The organism is Pseudomonas sp. MWU16-30317, from assembly GCF_020515695.1.
Taxonomy (GTDB): domain Bacteria; phylum Pseudomonadota; class Gammaproteobacteria; order Pseudomonadales; family Pseudomonadaceae; genus Aquipseudomonas.
Genome location: NZ_JAIWJA010000007.1, coordinates 342,352 through 365,353, shown reverse-complemented (window position 1 = coordinate 365,353; position 23,002 = coordinate 342,352). Strand labels below are relative to the sequence as shown.

The following is a 23,002-nucleotide window of genomic DNA, read 5'->3' as shown; positions in this document are numbered from 1 at the left end:
CGTCTTGAAGTTAAAAACTGCGCGATAGACATAAGGACGCCCCTAGTTTATAGGTAGACTATAAGTGTCCATCGGACAAGTTACGACGCTTTCGCTAAGAATTATTTCAAACTATTCGCCAGAAATTTTTGCAGTCTTTCGCTTTGCGGTGTATCGAGAATTGATGCATCTCCTTCTTCCTCAATTAATCCTTGATGAAGAAATACAATCTTGCTTGAAACCTGACGCGCAAAGGCCATTTCATGTGTAACCATCAACATGGTTCTACCTTCTTCGGCGAGTGACTTTATGACCTTGAGCACCTCTCCGACCAACTCTGGATCAAGCGCTGAAGTCGGCTCATCAAAAAGCAGCACCTCGGGCTCCATTGCCAACGCTCTAGCAATGGCAACGCGTTGCTGCTGACCACCAGAGAGAGTTGATGGATACTGCTGGGTCGTACGGGATGGAAGGCCTACTCTTTCGAGATACCTTTCAGCTCGCTCAACCGCGTCCTGTCGAGATACACCTAATACCTTTTGAGGGCCAAGGCAAACATTGTCCAAGACCGTCATATGATTCCACAGATTGAAGTTCTGAAATACCATCGCCAGTCTTGAACGAAGCTTTTGGAGCTCTCTGGCCTTAGGCAGGCTGTGTTTACCAGCGGCACCTCCAATCTCCAAGCAATAATCATCCAACTGGATTTTTCCAGCGTCCGGCTGTTCAAGGAAGTTCACACAGCGCAGAAGCGTGCTTTTTCCCGAACCGCTAGCACCGATGAGACTGATCACATCACCTTTATCGGCATGTAGTGATACACCACGAAGAACTTGATGTTCTCCATAGTGTTTGCAGAGGCCTGAAATGCTGAGCTTGGGCTCAGCTTCGCGGTTATTGAAAGACGGAGAATTACTTTCTACTTTCCGGGATGCCGCTTCTGAGGAGATGGACATAAGACACCTTGTTCTCTATCTCTGCGCACATCACGTTCTGCTAGGCGCTGGATAGTGCTGGTTGACGATGAAATGAATTGCTCTGATCCCTGCTGAGCAACTTTCAGTTTTTACCGAGTGGCAGCAGTGATAATTACTTCGATCAATAATGACGGCTCGTCGAAAGTTACCTGGCATGTTGCACGAGCGGGACGGCCGGCCGATCCAAGCCAGTTGCTCCATTCATCATTCATCGGATCGAAGTCCTGAACAATATTCGCGAGCCAGATTTGCGCCGACAAAATATGATCCTTATCGCTACCAGCTTGGCTCAGGCGCTCGTCGATTTTTGCTAGAACTTCGCGTGTTTGGTCTCGAATATCCTGAGTACAATCGGTAGCAGTTATGCCCGCGAGGTATACGACGCCATTGTGAACGACTGCTCGGCTCAAGCGGGCATTGCTTTCTATACGATTGATTGAAGTCATATAGGTGTGCTCCATGGTTATTTTTCGTTGGCCAGCTCGGCGAGTGTGATCGGCTTGAGTGGAGGACGGATTCGGTAATAGCCGACCTCGGAAGGCGAAACGTGCCGGGCATCCGCCAGAATCTGTGTCACGGACAGTCCGCACTGCCTGCCTTGGCAGGGACCCATACCGCATCTGCCGAACGCTTTCGTTTGGTTCGGGCCCAGACATCCCAGCGCTGCGTATTGGCGAACCGCACCTGCAGTGACCTCTTCGCATCGGCAAATGATGGTGTCATCGGCCGGGAGCTGGAGACTCTGGATAGGTCTATACAGTCGTTCCAGCATCGGGCGGATACAGCGGATTTTTTCCCAGGAGCGACGGATTGTTTGCGCTTCTGATTCGGCGGCTTTGGAGGTCAATTTTTCTAGCGAAATTGCAATGCCTAGCCCCGCGAGCCGCCCTTGTAAAGCAGCGGCTTCGGCGCCATTCACACCAGCTCCATCCCCTGCGATGAAAAAACCGGGAACGCTCAACGCTCCCCACTGATTTTGTTTGGCGACCCAGCAGACTTGGCCCTCATCCCACTGATGTTCCGCTCCGATGGACAGCGTCGGATGAGTATTAGGAACTACCCCCTGATGCAGCAGCACAAGGTCGCAGTCCATCCGGCACTGTGCTCCTTTATGGGTAAAACTGATGGCCTGCGCTTTGACCTTGCCCTCAATCTGGATGTCGGTCGCACCTTGGTACCAATCGATGCCTGCCCGCCGAATTTGAGCCATCAAAGAGATGCCTTTGAAGAGTTGCTTCCAGGCAGGCAGTGCAGCAGGCAAATAGCGAGCTGCTGCCATCAAGTCACTGTGAGCGCTCGTATCCACAAGTGCTTTGATTTTCACACCGGCTTTTAAGTATTGAACAGTCAGCAGGTAAAGCAACGGACCTGTACCCGCGAGCACCACGGCTCCATTGGGCACACGCGCTCCAGTTTTCAGAAGAATTTGGCCTGCACCTGCCGTCATGACACCAGGAAGGGTCCAACCGGGAACCGGCATGGGGCGTTCATAAGCGCCACTGCAGAACAAGATGCGGTCTGCAGAGATGACGCGAGTCTCTCCCGCAACGCGGAAGTGCACTTCGCGTTCAGCTGTCACAAGCCATACCGAGGCATTCGAAACGTAGTCGACCCCGCTTTTTATGAAGGAGGTTACCGCTACGCTTCCCGCCGCATAGTCCTTGCCTAGCAATTCTTTACGCTTAGGTGAGGCGAGGCTTACTTCTCTATAGATCTGGCCGCCGGGTGTCGCCTGTTCATCCAGCACCAATACCTTCACGCCTTCAGCGTGCAGACGCATTGCGGCTGCAATGCCAGCAGGTCCAGCGCCCAGAACTATCACCTGCACATGGTCAGTCATGGGGGCCACCTTTGGTCGCTGCTGGAAAATGGGTTGTGACCTTCAAACCCTCGTGAGTCCGGACCTGACAGGCCTGTCTCGAAACTCCGTCGATCTCAACCAAGCATTCAAAACAGACACCCATCATGCAGTAGGCCGTACGAGAGGCCCCGCTCACGGCGGTCTTTCGGGTGACATCTACGCCAGCTTCGAGAAGAGCCGCCGCCAAATTCGTGTCGTCGGCGACGCTGATCTGCTTTCCATCGAACTCAATGAGAACCTCGGATGTGCTGGCATCCAGAGATCGAAACAACGGGCTAGTGGCCATTGCTGATTACCTTATAGTCAGGGGTCTTGAACCGCTGATCGCTGAATACTTGGAGCTCGTCCGGTGGCGGCCCGCCCGCAATCCATGGGGCCACTTCGTAGGCATGTACTGCTGCCAGCGTCACACCGCTGTGGCAGGTAAGCGCAAAGACGCCTGGAAATCTTGGAGACTCTTGGTAAATGGGAAAGCCGTCAGGCGTGAGCACCCTGAGCGCCCCCCACGCGCGGACGAGTTGAACGTTGGCGAGCCTCGGAAAACAGGCAACTGCACGTCGGGCAATGTCCGACATCACGTTGGCACTGACGCCGTCATTCAAGCCTGTGGATTCGTTGGAATACCCGAGCTGTACGGTTCCTTCGCCGGTCTGACGAACGTAGTTGGTGGGGTAATCCAGAAAATGAGGCAGACGCTCGGTTATCAGGATTTGTCCACGATTTGGAGACAAACCAAGGGATATGCCGACCTGCTGTGCCAAGGATTGATTACCTAGCCCTGCGGCCAACACAACTCGGTCTCCCTCCCATGTCCGGCCATTACCCGTCAACCGGTAACCCGACCCAGTGCTCTCGATCTTTTGGACCTCACAACCGGTTTCCAGGCTCACCCCGCGTCGTTGAACCGCGGAGGTGAGTGCCCTTAAGAGCAAGAGTGGATTGGTGTGACCATCGTCAGGGCTGTAGCAAGCCCCCACAACATCTGGTCCCACGCCAGGCAACCGCCGTCGCAGCTCTTGAGGGCCCAGCTCTTCAAATCGATACTTGCCCTCCAGCGCCTCGCGTAGCCAGTGCAATTGCCCCGCCTCTTCAACCATGTCCTCATGGTTTAAGCAAAGGCTGAACCCTCCAGGCTGGCGCAGGTGAACGTCGATTCCTGTCTCGGCCAGCAGGTCGCTGGCAAAGCGTGGCCAACTTGCTGCGGACCGAAGCGTCAATCGTGCATAGGCTGGCATCCCATAGCCTTTACCCTGCACCCAAACGAGGCCGAAATTCCCTCGTGCCGCTCGAAGGGCAGTATCCCCTTGATCCAACAGACGAACTTTCTGTCCCCTGCAGGCAAGGCCGTAGGCAGTCGCCAATCCGACCAATCCTCCGCCCACAACGATCGTTACACCACTCATAAGTTACCGCTCCGCTCAGCCTGGAATATCCGCACTTATTCCAATGGAGTTACGTCGAATTTCAGCCATTTTTCAGAAAGCTTCTTCACCGTGCCGTCTTTGACTGCCGCTGTGATGGCTTCATCAAACTTCGCCTTCAAGGCCGTATCAGACTTTCGCAGCCCAATGCCGATACCAGGACCAAAAACCCCGCCGGAAAATATCGGGCCAGCCATATTCGTGCCTTTCAACGACGGATCCTGAGTTGCGAGTTTGAGAACTACGGCGTTAGCCAATACCGCATCGATGCGACCACTCATCAAATCCATGTTGTGAGCATCAACGGTCTTGTACTCGCGAACCTCGACGACCTTCGAAAGATATTTTTCAGCGAAGGCAGAAGCGGTAGTCGAGCCTTGTACGCCGATTACTTTGCCTTTGAGGAGGGGCGCCATCTGGTTGATGAGCGCTTCAGCCTCTGTCTCGTCTTTGTCGAGATTGATACTTTTTGCGTCGCCAGGCAGCTTGGCGAGGCTGCTGTTATCAAGCACTAGAAAGCCGTTGAGTGGAGCTGCGTACGTGCGACTGAAACCGATTACCTCTTGGCGCTTAGGCGTAATACTCATGCCTGCCATGATTGCGTCGATTTGCCCTCCGTTCAGTGATGGAATCAACCCGTCCCAATCATGCGCAGAGATTTCACACTTCGCTTTCATGCGATCGCAAAGGTCGCGAGCCAGTTCGATCTCGAAGCCGTCGAGTTGCCCACCTGGTTTTACAAAGTTCCAAGGTGCATACGCGCCTTCTGTGGCAATTCTGATGACTTGGGAATCTTCGGCGTTGGCGAACGATGCGCATACGCTGGAAAACAATACTGCACTCAACATCAAGTTCTTAAATTGCATAGCAAGCTTCCTCAATTTAGATTGGGCAGATATATGCTGCTAACTTAATTAACGCCGCATACCCCGTGTAAGCCGGGATTCCATCAGTGCAACTGCACGAGTTACTACAAAATTGAACAACAGGTACAACGTGCCGGCGCATACGAAAACTTCGATAGGCCGATAACTCTGCGACACCAGCTTCGCTGCAATACCGGTCACCTCCATTAGCGTGACAATTGAAGCAAGTGAGGTAGATTTGATTTGCAGGATTATTTCGTTTCCGTAAGCGGGCAACATTTGGCGCCACGCTTGCGGGAGAATTACACACCGCCAGATTTGATCCTTACGCAAGCCAACGGACAGTGCCGCCTCAATTTGTCCGTGCTGGACGGAATTGATGCCTCCCCGAAGGATCTCGCTTGTATAGGCTGCAGTATTCAAGGCCAGTGCCGCGAGAACGCACCAGTAAGCCTCTCTGAGGTAGGCCCAAGCGAAACTTTCACGTAGCCAAGTGAACTGGCCCAGACCGTAGTAAATAACAAACAACTGAACCAGCAGTGGAGTGCCGCGGAATATGGAAACGAAACCCCGGGCGGGATAATCCAGCCACACTTTTTTTGACAGGCGCATGGCGCAGATAACTGAAGCCAGGACCAAGCCGATAGCGCAGGAAAACAGTGATAAGCCCAGTGTAAGGGGGACGCCAGCCAGTAGTCGTTTGAAGCACTCAAGCAGAAATGCGAAGTCCATCATGCTCTCCTCATCGGCTTATCAAGCTTGTGCTCAAGCCGCGCAATCAAATGGCTGCTGAATGCGCTGATGACGAAATACAGGGCAGCGGCAGTGCAGTAAAAAAGGAAGGGTTGGTGGGTTGCACCTGCGCCTATCTGCGATTGGCGCATCAGCTCTACGAGCCCAACAACGCTGATCAGGGCAGAGTCTTTCAGGACCAGTAGCCAAACGTTGCCAAGGCCTGGTAGAGCAAGCCTAAGGGCTTGGGGGGCAATAATGAGTGAGAACAACTTGAATTTGCTGAGGCCTATTGATCGGCCCGCCTCGATGCTACCGACAGCAACGCTGTTCACTGCACCGCGAAGTACCTCCAGCTGGTAAGCGCCGCTGATTACAGAGATAGCCACTACGCCCACGAAAAATCCGGGCAGCCCCACGAATCCTTTGAGTCCTAGGGATTGAGCCAACTGGGTCAGCACCATGCTGCTGCCAAAGTAAAAGAGGTAGATGACTAAGAGGTCAGGTACCCCACGTACCACAGTGGTGTACACGTCGGCCAGCCATCTCAAGAGGTAAGACCGTGACAGCTTTGCCCAGCAGCCAAGGCAGCCGATGAGCGATCCACATAGGAATCCGCAGACCGATATCGCGCACGTCATCAAGGCGGCGAGCAGCATATCGGTTGCCCATCCCTGGTCACCGAAGCTCATTATTTCTAAGAAATTCACGGTATTACTCCACAGGCGACAGCGCGCTTATCAGGGTGGCGTTACGGCAGGATGCTTGTGCTACTGGCGCCAGCAGGGCGCGATTTTTTTCTTATTCTGTTTAATGTTTTGCAATTTCGCATGCTCCGAGCATAATTCAAAATCAAAAATACCCCCTTCAAGTATGCGAAAATGTTATGAGGTGAGTCATGCGTATCAACCACCGCCAAGTTGAGGCATTCCATGCCGTGATGCGAACAGGCAGCATGACGGGGGCCGCCAACCTGATGTCAGTGACACAGCCAGCGGTTACCCGTCTAATCAGGGATTTTGAGGAGGCGGTTGGTTTACCGCTATTCCAAAGGCGGGGCAGTCAATTAATCCCTACACCTCAAGCCCATGCCCTCATTCCCGAGGTAGAGCGATCGTTTATCGGTCTCGATCGAATCGGTCGCCTGGCATCTGGGATAAGAGAACACACGGCGGGCTCGTTAAGGATCGCGGCAATGCCGGCAGTGGCAAACACGCTATTGCCGAGATTTTTGGCGTACTTTCTTCCGGAGCGGCCGAATCTCCAGATCAGTATTCTGGGGGTTCCATCGCATCAAGTAGCGGAAATGGTGTCAGCTGGCCAAGTCGATATCGGTTACGCCGAAGGACCGCTCAATCCGCACGGCGTCGAAATGCTGTCTGTGGACATGGATGCGGTTGCGGTGATGCCCAGCAACCACCCCATGGCCAAACTGAAGATCGTGGCGCCGAGTGATTTTGAAGGGCAGCGATTTGTCGCGCCTCGGCCAGGATCAATTTTTTCTTCCGGGGTGCAGATTGCCCTGGCTCAAGTTCCCCGGGTCACTCGGCTGGAGACGAGTTTGTCTTATACCGCTTGTGCACTCGTTGCCCAGGGGCTCGGCGTGAGTATCGTTGATCCGCCCACAGCATTTGATTTTGTGGGGAAGGGACTCGAAATACGGCCCCTCTCGGTGAAAGTGGATACTGGCTTCCTTGTCATCCGCTCCAGCAAAAGCTCTCAGCAAGCGTTAACTGAGGAGTTTTCACATCAGTTCCTAGTGTTCTTCAAAAACGGATGGGTGTAGGTATCAGGTCGGGCCAAGACTATGGAGGTGTCTTGATGCCCAGCAATTCGAGATACGCTTTCATCCGCTTGCCCACTCCCCACACCACTCGCATCACTCAGGCGGGCAATAGCCACTCACTGGCCAATTTCTGTTGCGGGCATCATCAAACCGGTCCCCAAGCGATTACGCACTCATCGTCAGAGTTATGAGTGGAAGGAGCATTTAATTTGCCGGCATTCGATAGGTTTCGGAAGCCGAACTCGATAGCGAGTAACTTCAGGTACAGCCGTTGCCGCAGGGCGAAAAAAGACACAGATACTCCGAAACGGGGCCGTAAGGTGGAAATGGAACGAGTCGCCATCAACCTGTCATCTTGGTTAGCCAGTCCTCTCTCATCTCCGGCACGGCCTTAACCAAACTCTGGGTGTAGGCATCAAGTGGCGCGTTGAGTGCTTCATCAACGCTACCTTGACGGACGATGCGTCCGTTGCACAGCACCGCGACATCATGGGCAATTTCTTTTACGACGTGGAGATCGTGGGTAATGAACAAATACGACACGCCTGTATCATGCTGCAGTTTTCGCAGCAGTATCATTACATCGCGGGCAACCAGAGGATCCAGCGCGGAAGTGGGCTCGTCACAGACGATCAGATCCGGCTGTGCTGCAAGCGCTCGGGCAATGCACACCCGCTGCTTCTGACCTCCAGAAAGCGTGTGCGGAAAACGCTGCGCTACAGCAGCGTCCAATCCAACCTGACTTAGCAACTCGATCACTCGTCGTTGCCGCTGCTCCCTATTCAGCTCAGTGAATTTTTGCAGCGCCCGGCTTAACTGATCCCCTATCAGCAGCTTGGGATTGAGTGCGTTATCGGGTATCTGGTGAATCATTTGTATCCGCTGCAGATGCTGATGCGTGCGCTCGCGTAGCGTCGGGGGCAGTGCGAGACTGTTAAGCGTCATGGAGCCCGAGTCGGCCGCCAGCAAACCGCAAATCACTTTGCCAAGCGTGGATTTGCCAGAACCTGATTCACCGATGAGTGCCAACGTACGCCCCTTCGAGAGACTTAGGCAGACGTCGTCCAGAACCGGTTGATTATGATAGCTGACACTCAATGATCGGATAGCCAGTAGCACCGTGCTCTCGGATTCAAGAGTCTTGGGCCGATGGCCCCCGCGCTCGGCGTTTAGCAACTGCTGGGTGTAGGCTTGGGCAGGGCAATGCAAAATCTGTTGAGTCGTACCGTGCTCAACCCGACGACCATCACGCAATACCATGATGTGGTCCGCCAATTGAGCAACTACTGCCAAATCGTGACTGATATAGATTGCCGCTACGCCTTCCTGGTGGATCACCTTGGCAATGGCCTGAAGAATCCCTAACTGTGTGATGACATCCAGCGCGGTGGTAGGCTCATCGAACACGATCAGGTCAGGCGCGCTGCACAGCGCCATGGCGATCATCGCCCGTTGCAACTGCCCCCCGGAAACCTGGTGCGGATAGCGCAGAAAAAACTGTTCCGGATTGGGCAGGGAGAATCGTCGGAACAAGTCCAGCGCTCGCTCTTTGGCCATTTGAGCGTCCATCAGCCCATGCAGCCGGGCGGCCTCGACCACTTGCTCGCCGATGGTGAGCGCCGGGTTGAACGCTGCGCCGGCGGACTGTGCGACGTAAGCAATGCGCTTGCCGCGGATCTGGCGCATCTGAGGTTCCGATAACCGCAGCAGATCCTGGCCGTTGAACAGGATGCGTCCACTGCTGAGCGCCATGCCTTCGCGCAAGTGACCCAGTATTGCCTGACCGATCGTAGATTTTCCTGCACCGGACTCGCCAATCAGTCCGAGCACTTCCCCTGCGTTGAGCGTAAAGGAAATATCATCGACCAGTGTCCGTTGGGGTTTGCCTCTGGTGACAATCTGCAGCTGTTCGACGCTCAACAGCAGAGCCGGTTTGGTTCTTTGAAATTCAGCCATGATTGCGGGCTCCCCAGGCGCGGGTATTAGCGCCGAGCAGCCAGTCGGCCAACGTATTGATGCACAGCGCCAGGGTCGCGATAGCGGCTCCCGGTATGAGTGCGGCCCAGATACCGAACAGGATGCCGTCCTTGTTATCCCGAGCCAGCCCACCCCAGTCGGCGGTAGGCGGCTGGATGCCCAGCCCCAGGAAAGACAACGCCGAAAGAAACAGCAGAATGAAGACAAAGCGCAACGCGAACTCGGCAATCAATATCGGCAGGGCATTCGGCAGAATTTCCCGCAGCAGAATCCAGCCCAGGCATTCGCCACGCATGCGCGCGACATCGATGAACTCCATGGCGGCGATATCGGCCGCCAGGGCGCGAGCCACCCGCAGAATCCGCGTGGCCTCCAGCAGCCCGAGCACGAGAATGATCACACCGAGTGTTTTGGGCAACGTTGCCAAAATGACCAGCGCCAATATCAGGGTCGGGATCGCCATCAGCACATCGTTGACCCGCGAGATCAATTGATCGATCCAGCCGCCGCTCACCCCTGCGATGAAGCCCAGCGTGGTGCCGGCGGCGAACGCGATCAACGCCGCGACTGCCGTCACCGACAACGAGGTGCGGGTGCCCCATATCAGGCGCGATAGCAGATCCCGACCCAGATTGTCGGTCCCCAGTGGGGCAAGATCCGATGGTACATCCCAAGCCATCCCGATCACCTGATCGGGCGCATGGGGCGAGAGCCAGGGGGCGAGCAGGGCGATGGCCACAAACAGCAGCAGACCGACAATGCCGGGCAAGTGGACGATTCTTATGGCAGGCATGGACTATTTTCCGTGGCGTATGCGGGGGTTCGTCAGCAGGGTGACTACGTCGGCGAAGAGATTGAGCAGGATGTAAATGGCTGTCAGCACCAGCGCGCAGCCCTGCACCACGGGCACATCGCGTTTGCTGATGCTGTCGACCATGTACTGGCCCAGGCCGGGATAGACAAAGACGTTTTCCACGATCACCACGCCCACCATCAGGTAGGCCATGTTGAGCACGATCACATTGATGATCGGCCCGCAGGCATTAGGCAACACGTGGCGCCACAGAACCCCCATGGGCGACAGGCCCTTGAGGATCGCGGTATCGACATAACTGCTGCGTTGGGCACTGAGCAGCGCTGCCCGAGTCATGTTGCTCATGTGCCCCAGTACCGCCAGAACCAGCGTCACTCCAGGCAGGATGATCGCCATCAATCGGGCTGACAGCGGCATATCCATCTGCACACTGCTGTTGCTGGGCAGCCAGGCAAGGGTCATCGAAAAAATGAAAATCAGCATATAGCCCGAGAAAAACTCAGGCAAAGCCACCGCTGCGCGGGTCAGCAGGTTCAGCAGGCTATCGACCCAGCCGCCGTGAAACCGCACCGAGACAAAACCAATGGTCAGTGCCAGAGGCACCGCCACCAACGCGGTACTGCCAGCCAGAAATAGGGTGTTTTTCAGCCGGTCCCAGAGGGCGACGGAAATGTTTTCCCGGGAGGTCAGACTGATGCCGAAATCCCCCTGCAACACGCCGCCGAGCCAATGCAGATAACGCCATCCTGCCGGCTGATCCAGGCCCAGTTGCAGCTTTAGGGCCTGAACCGCAGCGGGCGTGGCCGACTGGCCGAGAATCGCGGTGGCGGTGTTGCCAGGCAGTAAATTCAGCCCGGCGAAGATCAACAACGAGATCGCCAGCAGCATCAACAGCCCGGCGACCAGCCGCCGGGCAATCATGCTGCTCAGAAGGTTTCGCCCGGTTGCGCGAGCGGAAACCGGCAGTGTCAAAGCCATGAAATTACCCTTCCAGCCAGACTTTCTCGGCGGCGCGGTTTCCGCTGAGCGGCACGCCAGGCACCGACGTGAAGCCCCGTACATTTTTGCGGGTCGCAGAAAGAGCGTCGGCGTACAGCGGGATGATTTCGCTGCCTTGATCCACCAGCATCACCTGGATGTCGTGGTAAATCTGGCGGCGCCTGTTCTCGTCGGTTTCCCCACGTGCAGCTTTCACCAACTGGTCGAAGGCGGGCACTCGCCAGGCAGATTCATTCCATGGCGCGTTACTGGTAAATACCAGCGACAGCAGCGCATCTGCGGTAGGACGGGCACCCCAGTTGGACGTGCAAAACGGTTTTTTCAACCAGGTGTCGGTCCAGAAAGCATCGTCCGGCACCCGCTCGACGTTAAGCACGATGCCCGCTTTTTTGGCCGATTGCTGATACAGCTGGGCGGCGTCCACCGCGCCGGGGAAACCGGCGTCTGCGGCAGAGAGCACCAGCGGGCCATCGAAGCCCGCCTTTTGCCAGTGGAACCGTGCTCGGTCAGGGTCGTAAGGCCGCTGAGGAATGTCCCGAGAGAAATACTTATTGGATGGAAAGATTGGATTGTCGTTGCCCAGGGATGCATAGCCTCCCGGCACTGTGTCGATCATCTGCTGCCGATCAACGGCGTACTTCAACGCCAGACGCCCATCCAGGGACGTGAACGGCGCAAGGTTGGCCAGCCCCGGCAACGTGAATATCTGGCTGTCCTTGTCCCGCACCAACTGGATCGAAGGCATTTTTTCGATCCGCCCGACGATACGCGGATTGACCCGGTTGATGATATGCACCGAGCCGCTGATCAGGGCTGCAACCCTGGCGGTCGAATCGTTCATGGCCAAGGTTTCAACCGAGTCCACATGACCACGCGCAGGGTTCCAGTGATTGGGATTGCGCTTGACCAGCATGCGCACGCCGGGCTGGAAGCTTTCGAGAATAAAGGCGCCGGTACCGATGCCTTTTTCAAACGCTTCGTTCTCTGCAGTGATCACAAAATGAACAGCCGACAGCAGCGCAATAAACTCTACGTTCGGCTCTCCCAAGGTAATGGTGACCTCATGCTCTTCGGTGGCTGCCAGGCCCGTGACAGGCTCCAGGTATCCCTTGACCGGGGAGGATGATTTCTCTCCGCGATGATGGTTGAGAGACCAGATCACGTCTTTAGCGCTCAAGGAGCGGCCATCATGGAACTGCACGCCTTTACGGATTTTCAGCACCCATTTACGGCCCCCGTCGCTACTCGACCACGACTCGGCCAGGGAAGGCACGAGTTCACTCTTGTCATCGATCTCGACCAGAGCGTTGAACAGCTGGCTCCCGGTGAAATACATCCAGCTCTCAAACCAGAACGCAGGATCCAGACGATCGGTGGTAGAAGCGTTATCCAGCCCGATAACCAGGTGCCCACCCTTTTTAGGACGCGAAGGCTCTTCAGCGAAGGCGGTGGACAATGACCACGAAGAGGTCATGGCGGCGGTCATGGCGATGGCCCCAGTACCTTTGATAAACGAACGGCGATCAATCATGCTGGGCGCCCTGTGGATAGGTTGAGGAATCAACGAGAGGAAAGGCAGCCGACAGCGCGGCAATATGTTCAGGCCCAATGCCGCAGCAACCGCCTACGATGCTGGCGCCTTGATCCACCCATTCTTTTGCCCATCGCAAATAGTTGGGTGGCTGGGTGTCACGGCGCAGTTCGCTGATGCCTACGTTGGCGCCTTGCTTGTTGTCCGACGGCTCGAATGCATTGGCATAAACTCCAAGCGGCAAGGCGCTATGGGCTGCTGCTTCAAGCAGGGCCGCGCCCATGACTTCCGGTGCGCTACAGTTGAACAAGACCGCCGCAGCGTTCAGCCCAGTCGCCGCTATCACCGCGTCTTTGATGCTCTCGCCGGATCGCAGTTGGGCTTGACCCTGTGCATTTAGGGCATCGTCGAGGGTGAAGGAGAACCAGCGTGGTCGCAGGTCATCCTTCAACAACTCAGCCACCAACCTTACTTCGGCGATGGAGCTTTGCGTCTCGGCCAACCAGAGATCAACATCGTCACTCAGAGCATCAATCAGCACTTGTAGAATCCTGCCGGCCTCTAGGGGTTCAAACAGATCCGGACGGTATGAGCCGAGTGGCGGCGGCAGCGAGCCTGCAACGCGAATTAGATTGGGGCCTGCGTCCGCTGCGGCGCGGGCTATGGAGGCAGCCAGGCGTGCCAACGCAGTACCGTCAGTTTGAAAGCGTGCCTCGCCAATATGAAACGGCACCAACGCATAGCTGTTTGTTGAGATCACCTGAGCACCGGCGTGCACATACGCGTCATGTGCCTGACGCACATACTCAGGCGCTTCGATAAGCGCCAGTGCCGACCACTCCGGCTGGCGAAACGGCGCGCCATTGCGTGCGAGTTCCCTGCCCATTCCACCGTCTAGAATTTGAATCTGCTTCGCCATCGTATTTACCTGAGACCTCGATAATCAAATACCTAAATAAGGCCGGAGCTGTCTTTTTATGCATTATGTAACTTGCGTTGATCTTTACTAACTTTTCAGGAGATTGTTATCATTAAAGTGGGTTATTGGTGATTAATGTTTAGGCATCAAAAATAGTTTGGTGCGAGTTAAGCGCACGTTGTAATCCCAAAGGTTAAGGGGAAAGGGGTCGCCCTCGGGCTATACGTTGTTACCGAAGCGGAATGAAGCTCCGTAAGCCGAATCGGGTAAATGACTGCTGCCATCTTCCCTTAGTCTGGATCTGAAGGTTCCACGTTGCGGTTCGGTTCTGTAAAGGCCGCGTTTCTTTAATTCGGGGATGATTAACTCCACAAAATCTTCAAGTGTGCCGGGGCTGATCAATGGATTTATCATGTACCCGCTGGTGCCGGAAATGCGCGCGTGTTCTTCGATCCGGTCAGCTACCTGTTGCGGGTTGCCCACCAGGATCAGGTCGCTGCCGCGGGTGACTTTGGCAAAACGTTGCTTCACGTCCCCGGCAGTCAACGGTTTACCACTGCCATCAGGGTGCATGACATAGGACGTCAGCCCTTCGGTATGGGTCGACAGTGCATCGCTGTCAGCGTAGCGGCTGATGTCGATGCCGGTGTCACCCGCATAACTGACCAGTTGCGCCTGCAGATGGTAGTTGCTTTGCAACGCGTCATATTTGCGTCGGGCTTCAATCTCGGTTTTGGCGGTGACGATGCGCAGCACGGTCAGGGACTTTACATCCTCACGCCGGCGGCCGCGTGCCCGGGCCTTGGTCCAGATGTCTTCCAGGCCTTGGCGGATTTCCTGAGGGTTGGATTTGGCAATAAAAATCAGCTCGGCGTGCTTCGCTGCGAACTCACGGCCACGCCCCGACCAGCCGGCCTGGATCAGCAGCGGTGTGCGCTGCGGTGACGGGGAGGTCAGGTGCGGACCGGTTACCCGATAATGCTCGCCAGCGTGATTGATCGGCCGTACCCGATCACCCCGGGCATACAATTGACGAGCCTTGTCGGCAACCACGGCGTCGTCGGCCCAACTGCCTTCCCACAGTTTGTACACCACATCGAGAAATTCTTCGGCGCGTTCGTAGCGGTCATCGTGTTTGATCATCTGTTCAAGGCCGAAGTTACGCGCAGCGCTTGATAGATAGGAGGTCACGATGTTCCAGCCCACTCGGCCGTTGGTGAGGTGATCCAAGGTGCTGAAGCGCCGGGCGTGGGTGAAGGGGTGTTCGTAGCTGGTGGTAACCGTGACGCCGAACGCAAGGTTGTCCGTTACCGCCGCTAATGCGGGAATTATCATCAGTGGGTCGTTGGCTGGCGATTCCACAGCCCATTTCATCGCAGCATCGGCATTCCCACCAAAGACATCGTAGAAACCCAGCACGTCGCCGAAGAACAGCATGTCGAGGTTGGCTTGGTCGGCAATACGTGCCAGGTTCGTCCAGTAGCTCAAGGAGTTGATGGCCAGACGTTCGTCGGCCGGGTGCGTCCAGAGGCTCGGCGCACCGCCGCAGCCCACGCTGGCTTGTTCGTAGAGTGCAAACAGCAGAGGTTTTGGATCGGACATCCTAGCTCTCGAAAACGTATTTTTTGTCGGGGCGGCCCCACCGCTGGTGCTTGAACTCTTCGCCGAATTTCACTCAAGGATGCCGGTAGCAATCCCAAGTCGGTGGAGAGCAGCCCAAAGATGATCGGTATCCTTAAAAAGGATGCATAGATTTAACAGCACTAAAAAATAATTGTGTAATTCTTTATTGGAATATACTAATTCAATATCAAAAATAACGCTTTTAAGTATGCGTAAATGTTATGAGGTGAGTCATGCGTATCAACCACCGCCAAGTTGAGGCATTCCACGCCGTGATGCGAACAGGCGGCACCATGGGGGCCGCCGACCTGATGTCAGTGAGATAAATAGCAGCTACCCGTCTATCTGGGTAAATCACTGTAGGGACGCTGTTTCACGGCGCTTGTCTTCTGGCTTCCGATGGAGAGTTTTCGGCCGGAAAAACTGATAAGCGGTCAGGCACGGGCCGTTTTCAGTAGTAGGCTGTTATTCTTGTCTCAACCATGAAAACGCTCAGAAGAGGGCGAGACCATGCCGACTCAGCAACCTGTTCAAAGTTCTCGTGCCCACCGCTGGGCGTACGCCTGTGGTCTGTCGGTGAAGCGTAGTTACCGTAAGTTGAAAGCGTTTGAATCCCGCGTGGTTGAGGGTGCGGAGACGGCAGGAATGCCCGCAGGTAAATTACTTGTTCGCGGGAGTTTTCTAGTTATCAAGTTGGCAATAGCCGCCGGCCTCCTTCTAGTTAGCTTATGGTTCACAGTGTCGGTGATGATCCTTATTGTCTTGTGTTGGGCCATCGCCAATGGAACGCCTATCAAACCTAAGGATGCTCTGCGGTACAAGGCATATGGCGACCCATATGGTGAGTATGAGTATGGCCGCGCACCCGGTCAGCCTGATTTAAAAGACCTGTAGTAGAGTTCTTCACCCCTTCCTTAAGGCCTTTCCAGCAGATATCAGAGCTCCAGCGCCCCTTGCACCAGCGTCCTGCGCTTGAGCTGCTCCTTTGCTAAGCATGCCGTCGGCAATTGAGCCAACGCTATATCCTGCCCAGCTCATTGCAGCCAAAAACAACATCGGAAGCACGACGAACATTGCCCCCATCACGTACTCGATCACCTGCGCGGTGACCGTCCCGTCCATAAGTCCGGATGTGGGCAGCGACAACAGCAGCTGATTGGACGCCGAAACCTGGTTGTACAAGGTATCGAGCATGCTGGAGTCGACCCAGCGAGCCAGTTCCCACCAGAAGCTCAGCATATGCAGTGTGAACAGTGCGAACGTCACCGTCATGACGGTCTTCAACTGATAGGTACTGACCAGCAGGATCAACGGCAAGCTGATGATGACGCCCATGATCAGGAAAGCCTGCACCATCGGCAGGGCGGCGCGTAGTGCATTCATTGCTGGGAAGTTGCTGAACGAGCCGAGGGCCAGCCCAGTGTTGGTGGCCAGGTTATTGAGCCCCTGATTGATCGAACCGGCGCGAGCGCTGGAACCATAGTCCTGGTACACCTGTCCGGGCGACATGGACATCGATTGCTGGCGCGGGCTGACCAGCTCACGCAGGGTGGCATCCTCGATCTCGTTGCTCGAACGGCCAGCCAACCAACCTTTCAGATGAGTCAGCAGCGAGGGATCAACCTGCCCGACCAAACGCTCGCGCAACCCGACACCGCTGTCGCTCCACCATTGCTTGCAGGTGGGGTAGCCCGCGCCATTCTCTAACCGCGGTAAGGATACATCGCGGTTTTCATCATACGGCCAACTGACGCGCGGCGTGCGTGAGCGATCGGTGTCGTAGTAGCCCGGCGTGTCGAGAAAATAGCTTGAGCCGATCCAGGACGCGTCGTGACTTTGTACCTTGTCCAACTGCGGACGGTTGGTGAACAACCGAGAGCGGGAATAGCCGTAACAGTCGCGGGTGAAATCGGCGACCTCCTGCAGCAGGACCTGACTGTCGATACGTGAACTGTCGATCTCCATGCGCATCTGCCGGATATCCGGCGCGCAAGGAATGGAGGCGGTGGCCGCCGCGGTCACACCTTTGCTCAAGGCATGCACCAGAAACCACCAGATTGGCACGTTGGCGGAGCGTTCGCCGATAGTATTGAAGGTCGTCCCCCAGGCGGTTTCCGTCGGTTGAGCCACACTCACGCCGCAGCGCTGGCTCGCCACATCATCGAACGTAATTGACGAGAGGCTCAACGGAAAGACCGGCGCGCAACCGAACAACACGACGATGTAGGCCAGCCACAACCGGTTCTCGATCCGCGGCACCGAGAGCAACCCCTTGTTGCCTTCATCCGCGCCTTGCTGCCGGGCCGACAACCATTCCTGGAAGATGATTGCGCCAAAGGGCGCGGCGAATAATCCTGTGTCGGACAGTACACTCCAAAGACCGTTATTGATGATCCAGGCCAGTAGGGAGAGGTAAAACTCCAGGTAGCTGTTGGTGCTCATGAGCATGGTGGCAACCTCACAATCGGGTGAGTTCGACGCAGGTAAAGAGCACGAGCCCTAGTGTCCCGATGCGTTTCACGCGCAGTCGATCCTGTGGTCGATGTCGGTAGCGCCGAAGCAGATTCCACCAGAGCGCAAAGAGGGCGCCGTAGAGCAGGGCACGCCACCATCGCAGATAGGGCCGTACGGATTCGAATGCCTGCTGCCATGCCTCGAAACTACCCAGCGCAGTGCGGCCGATCCATGCGACCACTGCGGCGGTCAGGATCATCACCGCGGCAATCCCCAGACTCGAAAGCAAAGTGAATAGCGGTGAGCGTTTCATGGCTCACTTGCGCCTGGCGTCAGCATCATTAAGTCGACCGGGCTCGGGGTCGCCTTGCTCGACGGTACGCGAAGCATCTGCACCGCCGGCACGCCGATCGAGCACCAGGCTGGCGGTGTTGGTGGCCAGCATCTGCCGGACCTGCAGTTCGGTCTGCAGCAGGCGAATTTCTCGCTCCAGGGTGTCGATGTTTTTCGTCAAGGCGGTTTGGGCCGGCTCGGCGGAGGCGATGTTCGGTTCGTGACTTCCTGCCAGCAGGGTACGGAGTAGCAGAAGCGCCTTGTCGAGCACGCTGGACAAGGCCGTCTCACTGGCCAGGCGCCGTGCCAATAGATCCTGCTCGGGGTCGTCGCGCAGGGCTTCGATCACACCACGGGTGACCGGCAGCATTGGGCTGGAGGCTTTAGTCAGAGTGTCAGGGGTTGGCTGCAGTGCGCCAGACAGCAGCCCTTGCAGGGCCTTGAGGCGTTCGCTGTAGGCCTCCTGGATCAGCGGCGTTAATCCGCTGCCAGCGGTCGCACGCAGGGTTTCGCAGGTGTCACAGATCGAAACTTCGCTCTCGCCCAACACGCGGACGGCCCATTCGGATTCCTCTAGGGGCGAGGTCCATGTCTGGCAAATAGTCCCACCTAGGCAGTCGCTGCTACTGATCGAGGTGCTGTCATCCACCGCCCGGTTATGCAGCAGGTTGTAGCCTGCGCGCACCACGTCCGAAGTCACACGAATGGGCGTCTGCCCATTACCTCCAGCCTTCGAACCGCCGACCCAGGACACCCCATTGTTGCCGTTATGGGCTTCGGTGTTTTTCACCGCAGCCACCGCATCACCGCCGGTTTGCTCCAGATTGCCCTGCATCTCCTCGTTCTTGGCCAGCGCGCCCCAGCCGGCTTGACCGACCTTGTCCGCCATCTTTTCGGCCATGGCTTGGCAGGTCAGCTTGGAGCGGTCGAAGTCGATACGACCTTGCATCACCCCGTTACTCAGCAACTCATAGAGACCGGGGTTGGCGCGCTGGATGATCAACGCCGGCAGAGACATCACCGCTTGGGTCGCGTTCTGCACGATGCTGCCCATGATCTGCTGGAAACCTTCGGTGACGCCGTTCAGTTGGTTTTGCAGTGTGTTGGTGAGGCTCATGTTTCCGCACATCATGTTCGCTCGCCAAGACCCACCGACACCGAGACCACTGGGTCGGTAGAGCGAACTCGGTGAGCCGGCTGCTGAGCCGCCACCAATGGTGTACATCACTCGGTCATCGAGCACTTCGCCTTGAGTGCCCAGGCGGTAATCGCCTTCGGCGGCGTTAGCATGCGTGGCCATGGCAAGCAGTCCACAGAAAACCAGACTCAGCGCGCCCAACCATGGTCGTGGGAGAAGCCGACTCATGAAGCACCGCCTTCGAAGTCGATGCTGAACAGGAAGGTCTGCCCCTCACGTTTGCAGCAGCTATAAGGCCGCCACAGCGACCAGGCGTAGCCGCCATCCGCGCTCTGTACCGGATCGCTGGGGAAGATGGCGCACTTGGGCTGAACCTGAGGGGAGAGCAACTGCCATTTGTGGGTTGAGGCGTCGTTTTCAACGATCGGGCCAGGCGGCCAGTATCCGTCGCGTCTGGCCGGCGTGAGGGGTACGTACACATGCGGCTGCCAGTTGCGGGTAACCACATCACCGGCCCGTTGCGCCATGACGGCGGCCGCCTTGAAATCGTCGGGCTGTACCAGAAAGCCCTGCCGGGGATAAACGTTGCCCCACATGTTTCCCGAGACCTGACGACCGATTTCACGGATTCCCGGCATGAGCGACTCGGGGTAAAAACTTTCCGGTATGCCTTGGCGCCAGGCCAGTAAGTCCAGGGTGCTCAGGTAGTAGGGCATGAACGCCGTTGCACCGCTGGCGCAGGCATGGCCGGATTGAGACGCCAGTTGTGTGGCGGCCCAGCCACCGGGGTGGCCGATACCGTCAACGTTCTTGAAGCGGGGCAGGTTGTCGCGGCGGGTGTTCGGCGTGATCAGGTTGCCGCCACCCTCCGCGCCGCTGATGGGAGAGGAGAGGGCAGCCATCTCGGTCCAGGGATTGTTACCGGTGGTGGCGTAGCTCGAAACCACCAGTTCAGGAATGAAATGACGAACCTTGGTCGAGGTTTTGACTGTGCAGCCGAAGGGCGTGCAGAGGAGCCAGAAACAAATGCCGACGACCCTGTATTCGAGACAGCTTGGAGAAAGCACGGAGGACGTGATGCTGCCGGTATCTAGCGCCACGCTTGGGCCGCACGCCAGCAGGACGCTCAGCGCCAAGGGCCTTAGCTTTGTGGGTGGGATTGACGAGCAGGCAACGGGCATGATCCAGGCTCTTGGTGTATGGCCTGGGCAGGTTCGGTTAGGAACTGAAGACTGTCAGTGGGAATTATGAAGGCGGATCTATCGGGTTTGTAAGACGTGAGGCTATTATTTGACGTGAAGGGAGCTGCGCAGGAGATCGGGTTCTACAAGTAGCTGATCTGCGGTGATTTCGAAAATATTGGCCAGCTTGCACAGGACCAACAGCGACGGATTGCCCGTGCATCGTTCGATTTGACTGACGTAGGTGCGATCTACCTCGGCCATGAGTGCGAGCTGCTCTTGGGTCAGGTTTTTCACGCGTCTCATCAAGCGGATGTTTTCCGCCAGCTGCAGACGAAGCTGTTCGTAGTCTTGAGTCATGTGCGCAAATTGCGCCTTGAGGGACTCTCAATCCACGGGATATAGTCTACATAGGCATTCAACTAGGCCATTTGATGTTCATGCCTGTTATCGAGCGTTCATTTGGTGTCGTTAAGCTTTTCGAGGTCGGATTCTACGCCTAACAATAAATCAGACATCTAGGGTGTGTATGGACGAAAACTACATTTCAATTCCGGCGGCGGATGGATGCTCAAGTCTTCTGACGCCTTGGGGCAGCGAGTTTGCCCCGATGATCGAACGTGGCGTGCAGTGTGCTCAGGCGTGGCTTGATACGCCCGGGGAGACTCCACTGTGGTGGGCTCTGGCGCAAACCCGCAAGACCTTTCCTGTCGGTGACTGCCAAGATGCTTTTGAAGCCGGATTCTTGTTGAGGATTCAGCAGCGGCTTCAGCGCGGTACACGGATACCTGTATCGACTTGACCACCCGTTTGCATTTAGCCTGGCCTATCGCATTGGCACAGGCCAGCAGGTTTCGGTCTTAAATCACTTTTGGTTTTTAGGTGCGGCGTTTTTGTCCCGATGTTTGCTCTGCGACTCGCGCTGCCCTCGACGAAAGCGAGCGGGCATCAGGTTGCGCAAGGAGTCCAGATATGTGGCAGCAACCCACCGATCTTTCTCATTTTCCGCGTCGGCAACCGCACCAGCATATCTTCAAGAGGGCACATCACGATGGTAAACAAACTCGATCTGCATCACGAAATGAAAAAGATGCTACGCGTAAAGACTGCCATTCTACGTCGCTCACCAGGTGATTCCCTCGCAGACATCGTCGCTTCTGATCGTGAAGCGTTCTCGGGCATTCGTGTGTTGTTCGCGAGCGATGAGGGAGGGGTTCCATTGCAAGCCTTGGGCCGGTCAGATAATCCAAATGTGCCCGTGGTTCCTCTATTTGCTGGAAAGGGAATTTTTGCATTTTCCGATGCTATCGAGAGGCAGATGAGGAGCGGTAGTGCGCCTTTGGAGTTTCCCTTTTTCTCACTACTCGATACAAACTTTCTTACTGAGTTACCTGGTTTTTTTCGTCATGAAGATTCGAGGCATCGCGAAAAGGTGCGGGCGACGTTGCAGTTCATTGAAGATCAAGGCGGGCGTGGTTTTGATTGGATGTTTGCGGCACTGGAAAACCTACGTGAGGTTGTAAAGCCTAATAACCCTTGGCCGTACCAGAAAGTTGCGGCAGCAAAGATGTTTGATGCCATGATGCATATCCCCGAAGTTAGGGAGAGGGTGCTGAACGGGCATGCCGAACAGATTCAGGACTACATACCCGCAGCTGAGGAAATGTGGGATGCATTCTTGACCAATCGGGAGGCATGGGCCTGTATTCAACGGCGAGATATGATGCAGTCCATAATTTTGCGCGCGATGCTGGAGTGCTGGAATGGCAAAAGCGTAGATGATGGTATTCGCTGCTTGGTGGATTTTTGTCTTGATAATTTTGACGTCATGCCCCTAAAGGAAATTTACTTCGGATGGAAGGCCCTGAGCGGATTCGCGGATAAGCAGAATAGAATGCCTATCTTTGACGAGCCAGCGTTGCGGAACCCGAACGGGGGTTCGAATAATAGGATTTCCGCGCTTGCGTGGGACCTTTATATGTTTCGGCATTGCGAAACGCTTATGACAGAAAAGAAGGGTAATCAATTCATGATTCCTGTTGTAACTACGCTTGATGATGGTTTGTTAAAAGCCATTAAGAGCTGTCCTCTGAGGGCGCTTTTGATTCATGATGAGGCTCGAAAAGTAGAAGCTATATTCGACGATGAGATGGAATTTTCCACTTGTCTAGATCGCGCGCTTTCGGATGAAACAAAAGTGCGAATAAATGACCCAGTACGTATGGCCAGATCGAAGCGTATTTCGAAGCATGATTTGAGTTATCTGATAAATACTTTGGAATCAGAAGTGAAGAAGGCTGCTAAAGCAAGGTCACAATCAGGGTCGCATCATTAATAATAGAAAGTGGTGTTGCATTTGGCGGATATAAAAAATATTTGAAGTGGCCCGGCGCGGGCGATGGCCAGCAACA

General features: G+C 55.7%; 23 protein-coding genes. 4 read left to right on the top strand and 19 right to left on the bottom strand.

What is annotated here, in order from left to right; all coding sequences use genetic code 11:
- Positions 1 to 101: 101 nt before the first annotated feature.
- The 8 genes from LIX93_RS20900 to LIX93_RS20865 form a co-directional block, all read right to left on the bottom strand.
- The gene (locus tag LIX93_RS20900; RefSeq protein WP_226505958.1) at positions 102 to 935 is read right to left on the bottom strand and encodes an ATP-binding cassette domain-containing protein; all 834 of its coding nucleotides are present in this window, start codon (positions 933 to 935) and stop codon (positions 102 to 104) included.
- 110 nt (positions 936 to 1,045) lie between these two features.
- Positions 1,046 to 1,402 carry a RidA family protein gene (locus LIX93_RS20895; RefSeq protein ID WP_226505957.1) on the bottom strand — a complete coding sequence of 119 codons (357 nt, stop codon included), beginning with the start codon at positions 1,400 to 1,402 and terminating at the stop codon, positions 1,046 to 1,048.
- A gap of 17 nt (positions 1,403 to 1,419) precedes the next feature.
- Positions 1,420 to 2,796 (bottom strand): NAD(P)/FAD-dependent oxidoreductase, encoded by a 1,377-nt coding sequence (locus LIX93_RS20890; RefSeq protein ID WP_226505956.1) that lies wholly within the window; start codon positions 2,794 to 2,796, stop codon positions 1,420 to 1,422.
- The gene (locus tag LIX93_RS20885) at positions 2,789 to 3,103 is read right to left on the bottom strand and encodes a (2Fe-2S)-binding protein (protein ID WP_226505955.1); all 315 of its coding nucleotides are present in this window, start codon (positions 3,101 to 3,103) and stop codon (positions 2,789 to 2,791) included. The genes LIX93_RS20890 and LIX93_RS20885 overlap by 8 nt, the downstream gene beginning before the upstream one ends.
- Positions 3,093 to 4,220 (bottom strand): FAD-dependent oxidoreductase, encoded by a 1,128-nt coding sequence (locus tag LIX93_RS20880; RefSeq protein ID WP_226505954.1) that lies wholly within the window; start codon positions 4,218 to 4,220, stop codon positions 3,093 to 3,095. The genes LIX93_RS20885 and LIX93_RS20880 overlap by 11 nt, the downstream gene beginning before the upstream one ends.
- A 35-nt stretch (positions 4,221 to 4,255) precedes the next feature.
- Entirely contained in the window at positions 4,256 to 5,104 is an 849-nt protein-coding gene (locus LIX93_RS20875) for a lysine/arginine/ornithine ABC transporter substrate-binding protein (RefSeq protein ID WP_226505953.1), read from the bottom strand.
- Between the two features lie 48 nt (positions 5,105 to 5,152).
- Complete coding sequence (locus LIX93_RS20870; protein WP_226505952.1) at positions 5,153 to 5,836, bottom strand: ABC transporter permease subunit; 684 nt, start codon at positions 5,834 to 5,836, stop codon at positions 5,153 to 5,155.
- A complete protein-coding gene (locus tag LIX93_RS20865; protein ID WP_226505951.1) occupies positions 5,836 to 6,546 on the bottom strand; it encodes an ABC transporter permease subunit in 711 nt (236 codons plus the stop codon). Before LIX93_RS20865 ends, LIX93_RS20870 begins: the two co-directional genes overlap by 1 nt.
- A 188-nt stretch (positions 6,547 to 6,734) precedes the next feature.
- Here LIX93_RS20865 and LIX93_RS20860 point away from each other — a divergent pair, with 188 nt between their 5' ends.
- The gene (locus LIX93_RS20860) at positions 6,735 to 7,622 is read left to right on the top strand and encodes a LysR substrate-binding domain-containing protein (RefSeq protein ID WP_226505950.1); all 888 of its coding nucleotides are present in this window, start codon (positions 6,735 to 6,737) and stop codon (positions 7,620 to 7,622) included.
- A 342-nt stretch (positions 7,623 to 7,964) separates the two neighbouring features.
- Here LIX93_RS20860 and LIX93_RS20855 read toward each other — a convergent pair whose 3' ends face one another.
- The 6 genes from LIX93_RS20855 to LIX93_RS20830 all read right to left on the bottom strand — a co-directional run bounded on the left by LIX93_RS20855 (position 7,965) and on the right by LIX93_RS20830 (position 15,464).
- Positions 7,965 to 9,578 (bottom strand): ABC transporter ATP-binding protein, encoded by a 1,614-nt coding sequence (locus tag LIX93_RS20855; protein WP_226505949.1) that lies wholly within the window; start codon positions 9,576 to 9,578, stop codon positions 7,965 to 7,967.
- A complete protein-coding gene (locus tag LIX93_RS20850; protein WP_226505948.1) occupies positions 9,571 to 10,392 on the bottom strand; it encodes an ABC transporter permease in 822 nt (273 codons plus the stop codon). Before LIX93_RS20850 ends, LIX93_RS20855 begins: the two co-directional genes overlap by 8 nt.
- A gap of 3 nt (positions 10,393 to 10,395) precedes the next feature.
- On the bottom strand, positions 10,396 to 11,391 hold the full coding sequence (locus LIX93_RS20845) for an ABC transporter permease (RefSeq protein ID WP_226505947.1): 996 nt from the start codon (positions 11,389 to 11,391) through the stop codon (positions 10,396 to 10,398).
- A 4-nt stretch (positions 11,392 to 11,395) separates the two neighbouring features.
- Positions 11,396 to 12,943, bottom strand: coding sequence for an ABC transporter substrate-binding protein (locus LIX93_RS20840; RefSeq protein ID WP_226505946.1), 1,548 nt, complete (start codon positions 12,941 to 12,943; stop codon positions 11,396 to 11,398).
- Positions 12,936 to 13,862, bottom strand: coding sequence for a homocysteine S-methyltransferase family protein (locus LIX93_RS20835; RefSeq protein ID WP_226505945.1), 927 nt, complete (start codon positions 13,860 to 13,862; stop codon positions 12,936 to 12,938). Before LIX93_RS20835 ends, LIX93_RS20840 begins: the two co-directional genes overlap by 8 nt.
- Before the next feature lie 219 nt (positions 13,863 to 14,081).
- Positions 14,082 to 15,464: an LLM class flavin-dependent oxidoreductase gene (locus LIX93_RS20830; protein ID WP_226505944.1), complete on the bottom strand. Its 1,383-nt coding sequence runs from the start codon at positions 15,462 to 15,464 to the stop codon at positions 14,082 to 14,084.
- A gap of 531 nt (positions 15,465 to 15,995) precedes the next feature.
- Between LIX93_RS20830 and LIX93_RS20825 the strand changes: the two genes are divergently transcribed.
- Positions 15,996 to 16,379, top strand: a complete 384-nt coding sequence (locus LIX93_RS20825; RefSeq protein ID WP_226505943.1) for a DUF3742 family protein — start codon at positions 15,996 to 15,998, stop codon at positions 16,377 to 16,379.
- A gap of 9 nt (positions 16,380 to 16,388) precedes the next feature.
- On the opposite strand, the gene LIX93_RS20820 is transcribed toward LIX93_RS20825, so the two are convergent.
- From LIX93_RS20820 to LIX93_RS20800, 5 genes are all read right to left on the bottom strand, one after another.
- A complete protein-coding gene (locus tag LIX93_RS20820) occupies positions 16,389 to 17,933 on the bottom strand; it encodes a conjugal transfer protein TraG N-terminal domain-containing protein (protein ID WP_226505942.1) in 1,545 nt (514 codons plus the stop codon).
- 10 nt (positions 17,934 to 17,943) lie between these two features.
- The gene (locus LIX93_RS20815; protein ID WP_226505941.1) at positions 17,944 to 18,252 is read right to left on the bottom strand and encodes a hypothetical protein; all 309 of its coding nucleotides are present in this window, start codon (positions 18,250 to 18,252) and stop codon (positions 17,944 to 17,946) included.
- Between the two features lie 3 nt (positions 18,253 to 18,255).
- On the bottom strand, positions 18,256 to 19,638 hold the full coding sequence (locus LIX93_RS20810) for an integrating conjugative element protein (RefSeq protein ID WP_226505940.1): 1,383 nt from the start codon (positions 19,636 to 19,638) through the stop codon (positions 18,256 to 18,258).
- Positions 19,635 to 20,591, bottom strand: coding sequence for a TIGR03756 family integrating conjugative element protein (locus LIX93_RS20805; protein WP_226505939.1), 957 nt, complete (start codon positions 20,589 to 20,591; stop codon positions 19,635 to 19,637). Before LIX93_RS20805 ends, LIX93_RS20810 begins: the two co-directional genes overlap by 4 nt.
- A 105-nt stretch (positions 20,592 to 20,696) precedes the next feature.
- Complete coding sequence (locus LIX93_RS20800; RefSeq protein WP_226505938.1) at positions 20,697 to 20,951, bottom strand: helix-turn-helix transcriptional regulator; 255 nt, start codon at positions 20,949 to 20,951, stop codon at positions 20,697 to 20,699.
- Positions 20,952 to 21,120: 169 nt separating this feature from the next.
- Here LIX93_RS20800 and LIX93_RS20795 point away from each other — a divergent pair, with 169 nt between their 5' ends.
- Positions 21,121 to 21,393: a LasR-specific antiactivator QslA gene (locus tag LIX93_RS20795; protein ID WP_226505937.1), complete on the top strand. Its 273-nt coding sequence runs from the start codon at positions 21,121 to 21,123 to the stop codon at positions 21,391 to 21,393.
- A 249-nt stretch (positions 21,394 to 21,642) separates the two neighbouring features.
- Positions 21,643 to 22,926 (top strand): hypothetical protein, encoded by a 1,284-nt coding sequence (locus tag LIX93_RS20790; RefSeq protein WP_226505936.1) that lies wholly within the window; start codon positions 21,643 to 21,645, stop codon positions 22,924 to 22,926.
- The last annotated feature ends 76 nt before the right edge of the window (positions 22,927 to 23,002 follow it).

Coding starts and splice junctions, on each gene's coding strand:
- LIX93_RS20900 (WP_226505958.1), bottom strand. CDS start 935: ATGTCCATCTCCTCAGAAGCGGCATCCCGGAAAGTAGAAAGTAATTCT.
- LIX93_RS20895 (WP_226505957.1), bottom strand. CDS start 1,402: ATGACTTCAATCAATCGTATAGAAAGCAATGCCCGCTTGAGCCGAGCA.
- LIX93_RS20890 (WP_226505956.1), bottom strand. CDS start 2,796: ATGACTGACCATGTGCAGGTGATAGTTCTGGGCGCTGGACCTGCTGGC.
- LIX93_RS20885 (WP_226505955.1), bottom strand. CDS start 3,103: ATGGCCACTAGCCCGTTGTTTCGATCTCTGGATGCCAGCACATCCGAG.
- LIX93_RS20880 (WP_226505954.1), bottom strand. CDS start 4,220: ATGAGTGGTGTAACGATCGTTGTGGGCGGAGGATTGGTCGGATTGGCG.
- LIX93_RS20875 (WP_226505953.1), bottom strand. CDS start 5,104: ATGCAATTTAAGAACTTGATGTTGAGTGCAGTATTGTTTTCCAGCGTA.
- LIX93_RS20870 (WP_226505952.1), bottom strand. CDS start 5,836: ATGGACTTCGCATTTCTGCTTGAGTGCTTCAAACGACTACTGGCTGGC.
- LIX93_RS20860 (WP_226505950.1), top strand. CDS start 6,735: ATGCGTATCAACCACCGCCAAGTTGAGGCATTCCATGCCGTGATGCGA.
- LIX93_RS20855 (WP_226505949.1), bottom strand. CDS start 9,578: ATGGCTGAATTTCAAAGAACCAAACCGGCTCTGCTGTTGAGCGTCGAA.
- LIX93_RS20850 (WP_226505948.1), bottom strand. CDS start 10,392: ATGCCTGCCATAAGAATCGTCCACTTGCCCGGCATTGTCGGTCTGCTG.
- LIX93_RS20845 (WP_226505947.1), bottom strand. CDS start 11,391: ATGGCTTTGACACTGCCGGTTTCCGCTCGCGCAACCGGGCGAAACCTT.
- LIX93_RS20840 (WP_226505946.1), bottom strand. CDS start 12,943: ATGATTGATCGCCGTTCGTTTATCAAAGGTACTGGGGCCATCGCCATG.
- LIX93_RS20835 (WP_226505945.1), bottom strand. CDS start 13,862: ATGGCGAAGCAGATTCAAATTCTAGACGGTGGAATGGGCAGGGAACTC.
- LIX93_RS20830 (WP_226505944.1), bottom strand. CDS start 15,464: ATGTCCGATCCAAAACCTCTGCTGTTTGCACTCTACGAACAAGCCAGC.
- LIX93_RS20825 (WP_226505943.1), top strand. CDS start 15,996: ATGCCGACTCAGCAACCTGTTCAAAGTTCTCGTGCCCACCGCTGGGCG.
- LIX93_RS20820 (WP_226505942.1), bottom strand. CDS start 17,933: ATGCTCATGAGCACCAACAGCTACCTGGAGTTTTACCTCTCCCTACTG.
- LIX93_RS20815 (WP_226505941.1), bottom strand. CDS start 18,252: ATGAAACGCTCACCGCTATTCACTTTGCTTTCGAGTCTGGGGATTGCC.
- LIX93_RS20810 (WP_226505940.1), bottom strand. CDS start 19,638: ATGAGTCGGCTTCTCCCACGACCATGGTTGGGCGCGCTGAGTCTGGTT.
- LIX93_RS20805 (WP_226505939.1), bottom strand. CDS start 20,591: ATGCCCGTTGCCTGCTCGTCAATCCCACCCACAAAGCTAAGGCCCTTG.
- LIX93_RS20800 (WP_226505938.1), bottom strand. CDS start 20,951: ATGACTCAAGACTACGAACAGCTTCGTCTGCAGCTGGCGGAAAACATC.
- LIX93_RS20795 (WP_226505937.1), top strand. CDS start 21,121: ATGGACGAAAACTACATTTCAATTCCGGCGGCGGATGGATGCTCAAGT.
- LIX93_RS20790 (WP_226505936.1), top strand. CDS start 21,643: ATGGTAAACAAACTCGATCTGCATCACGAAATGAAAAAGATGCTACGC.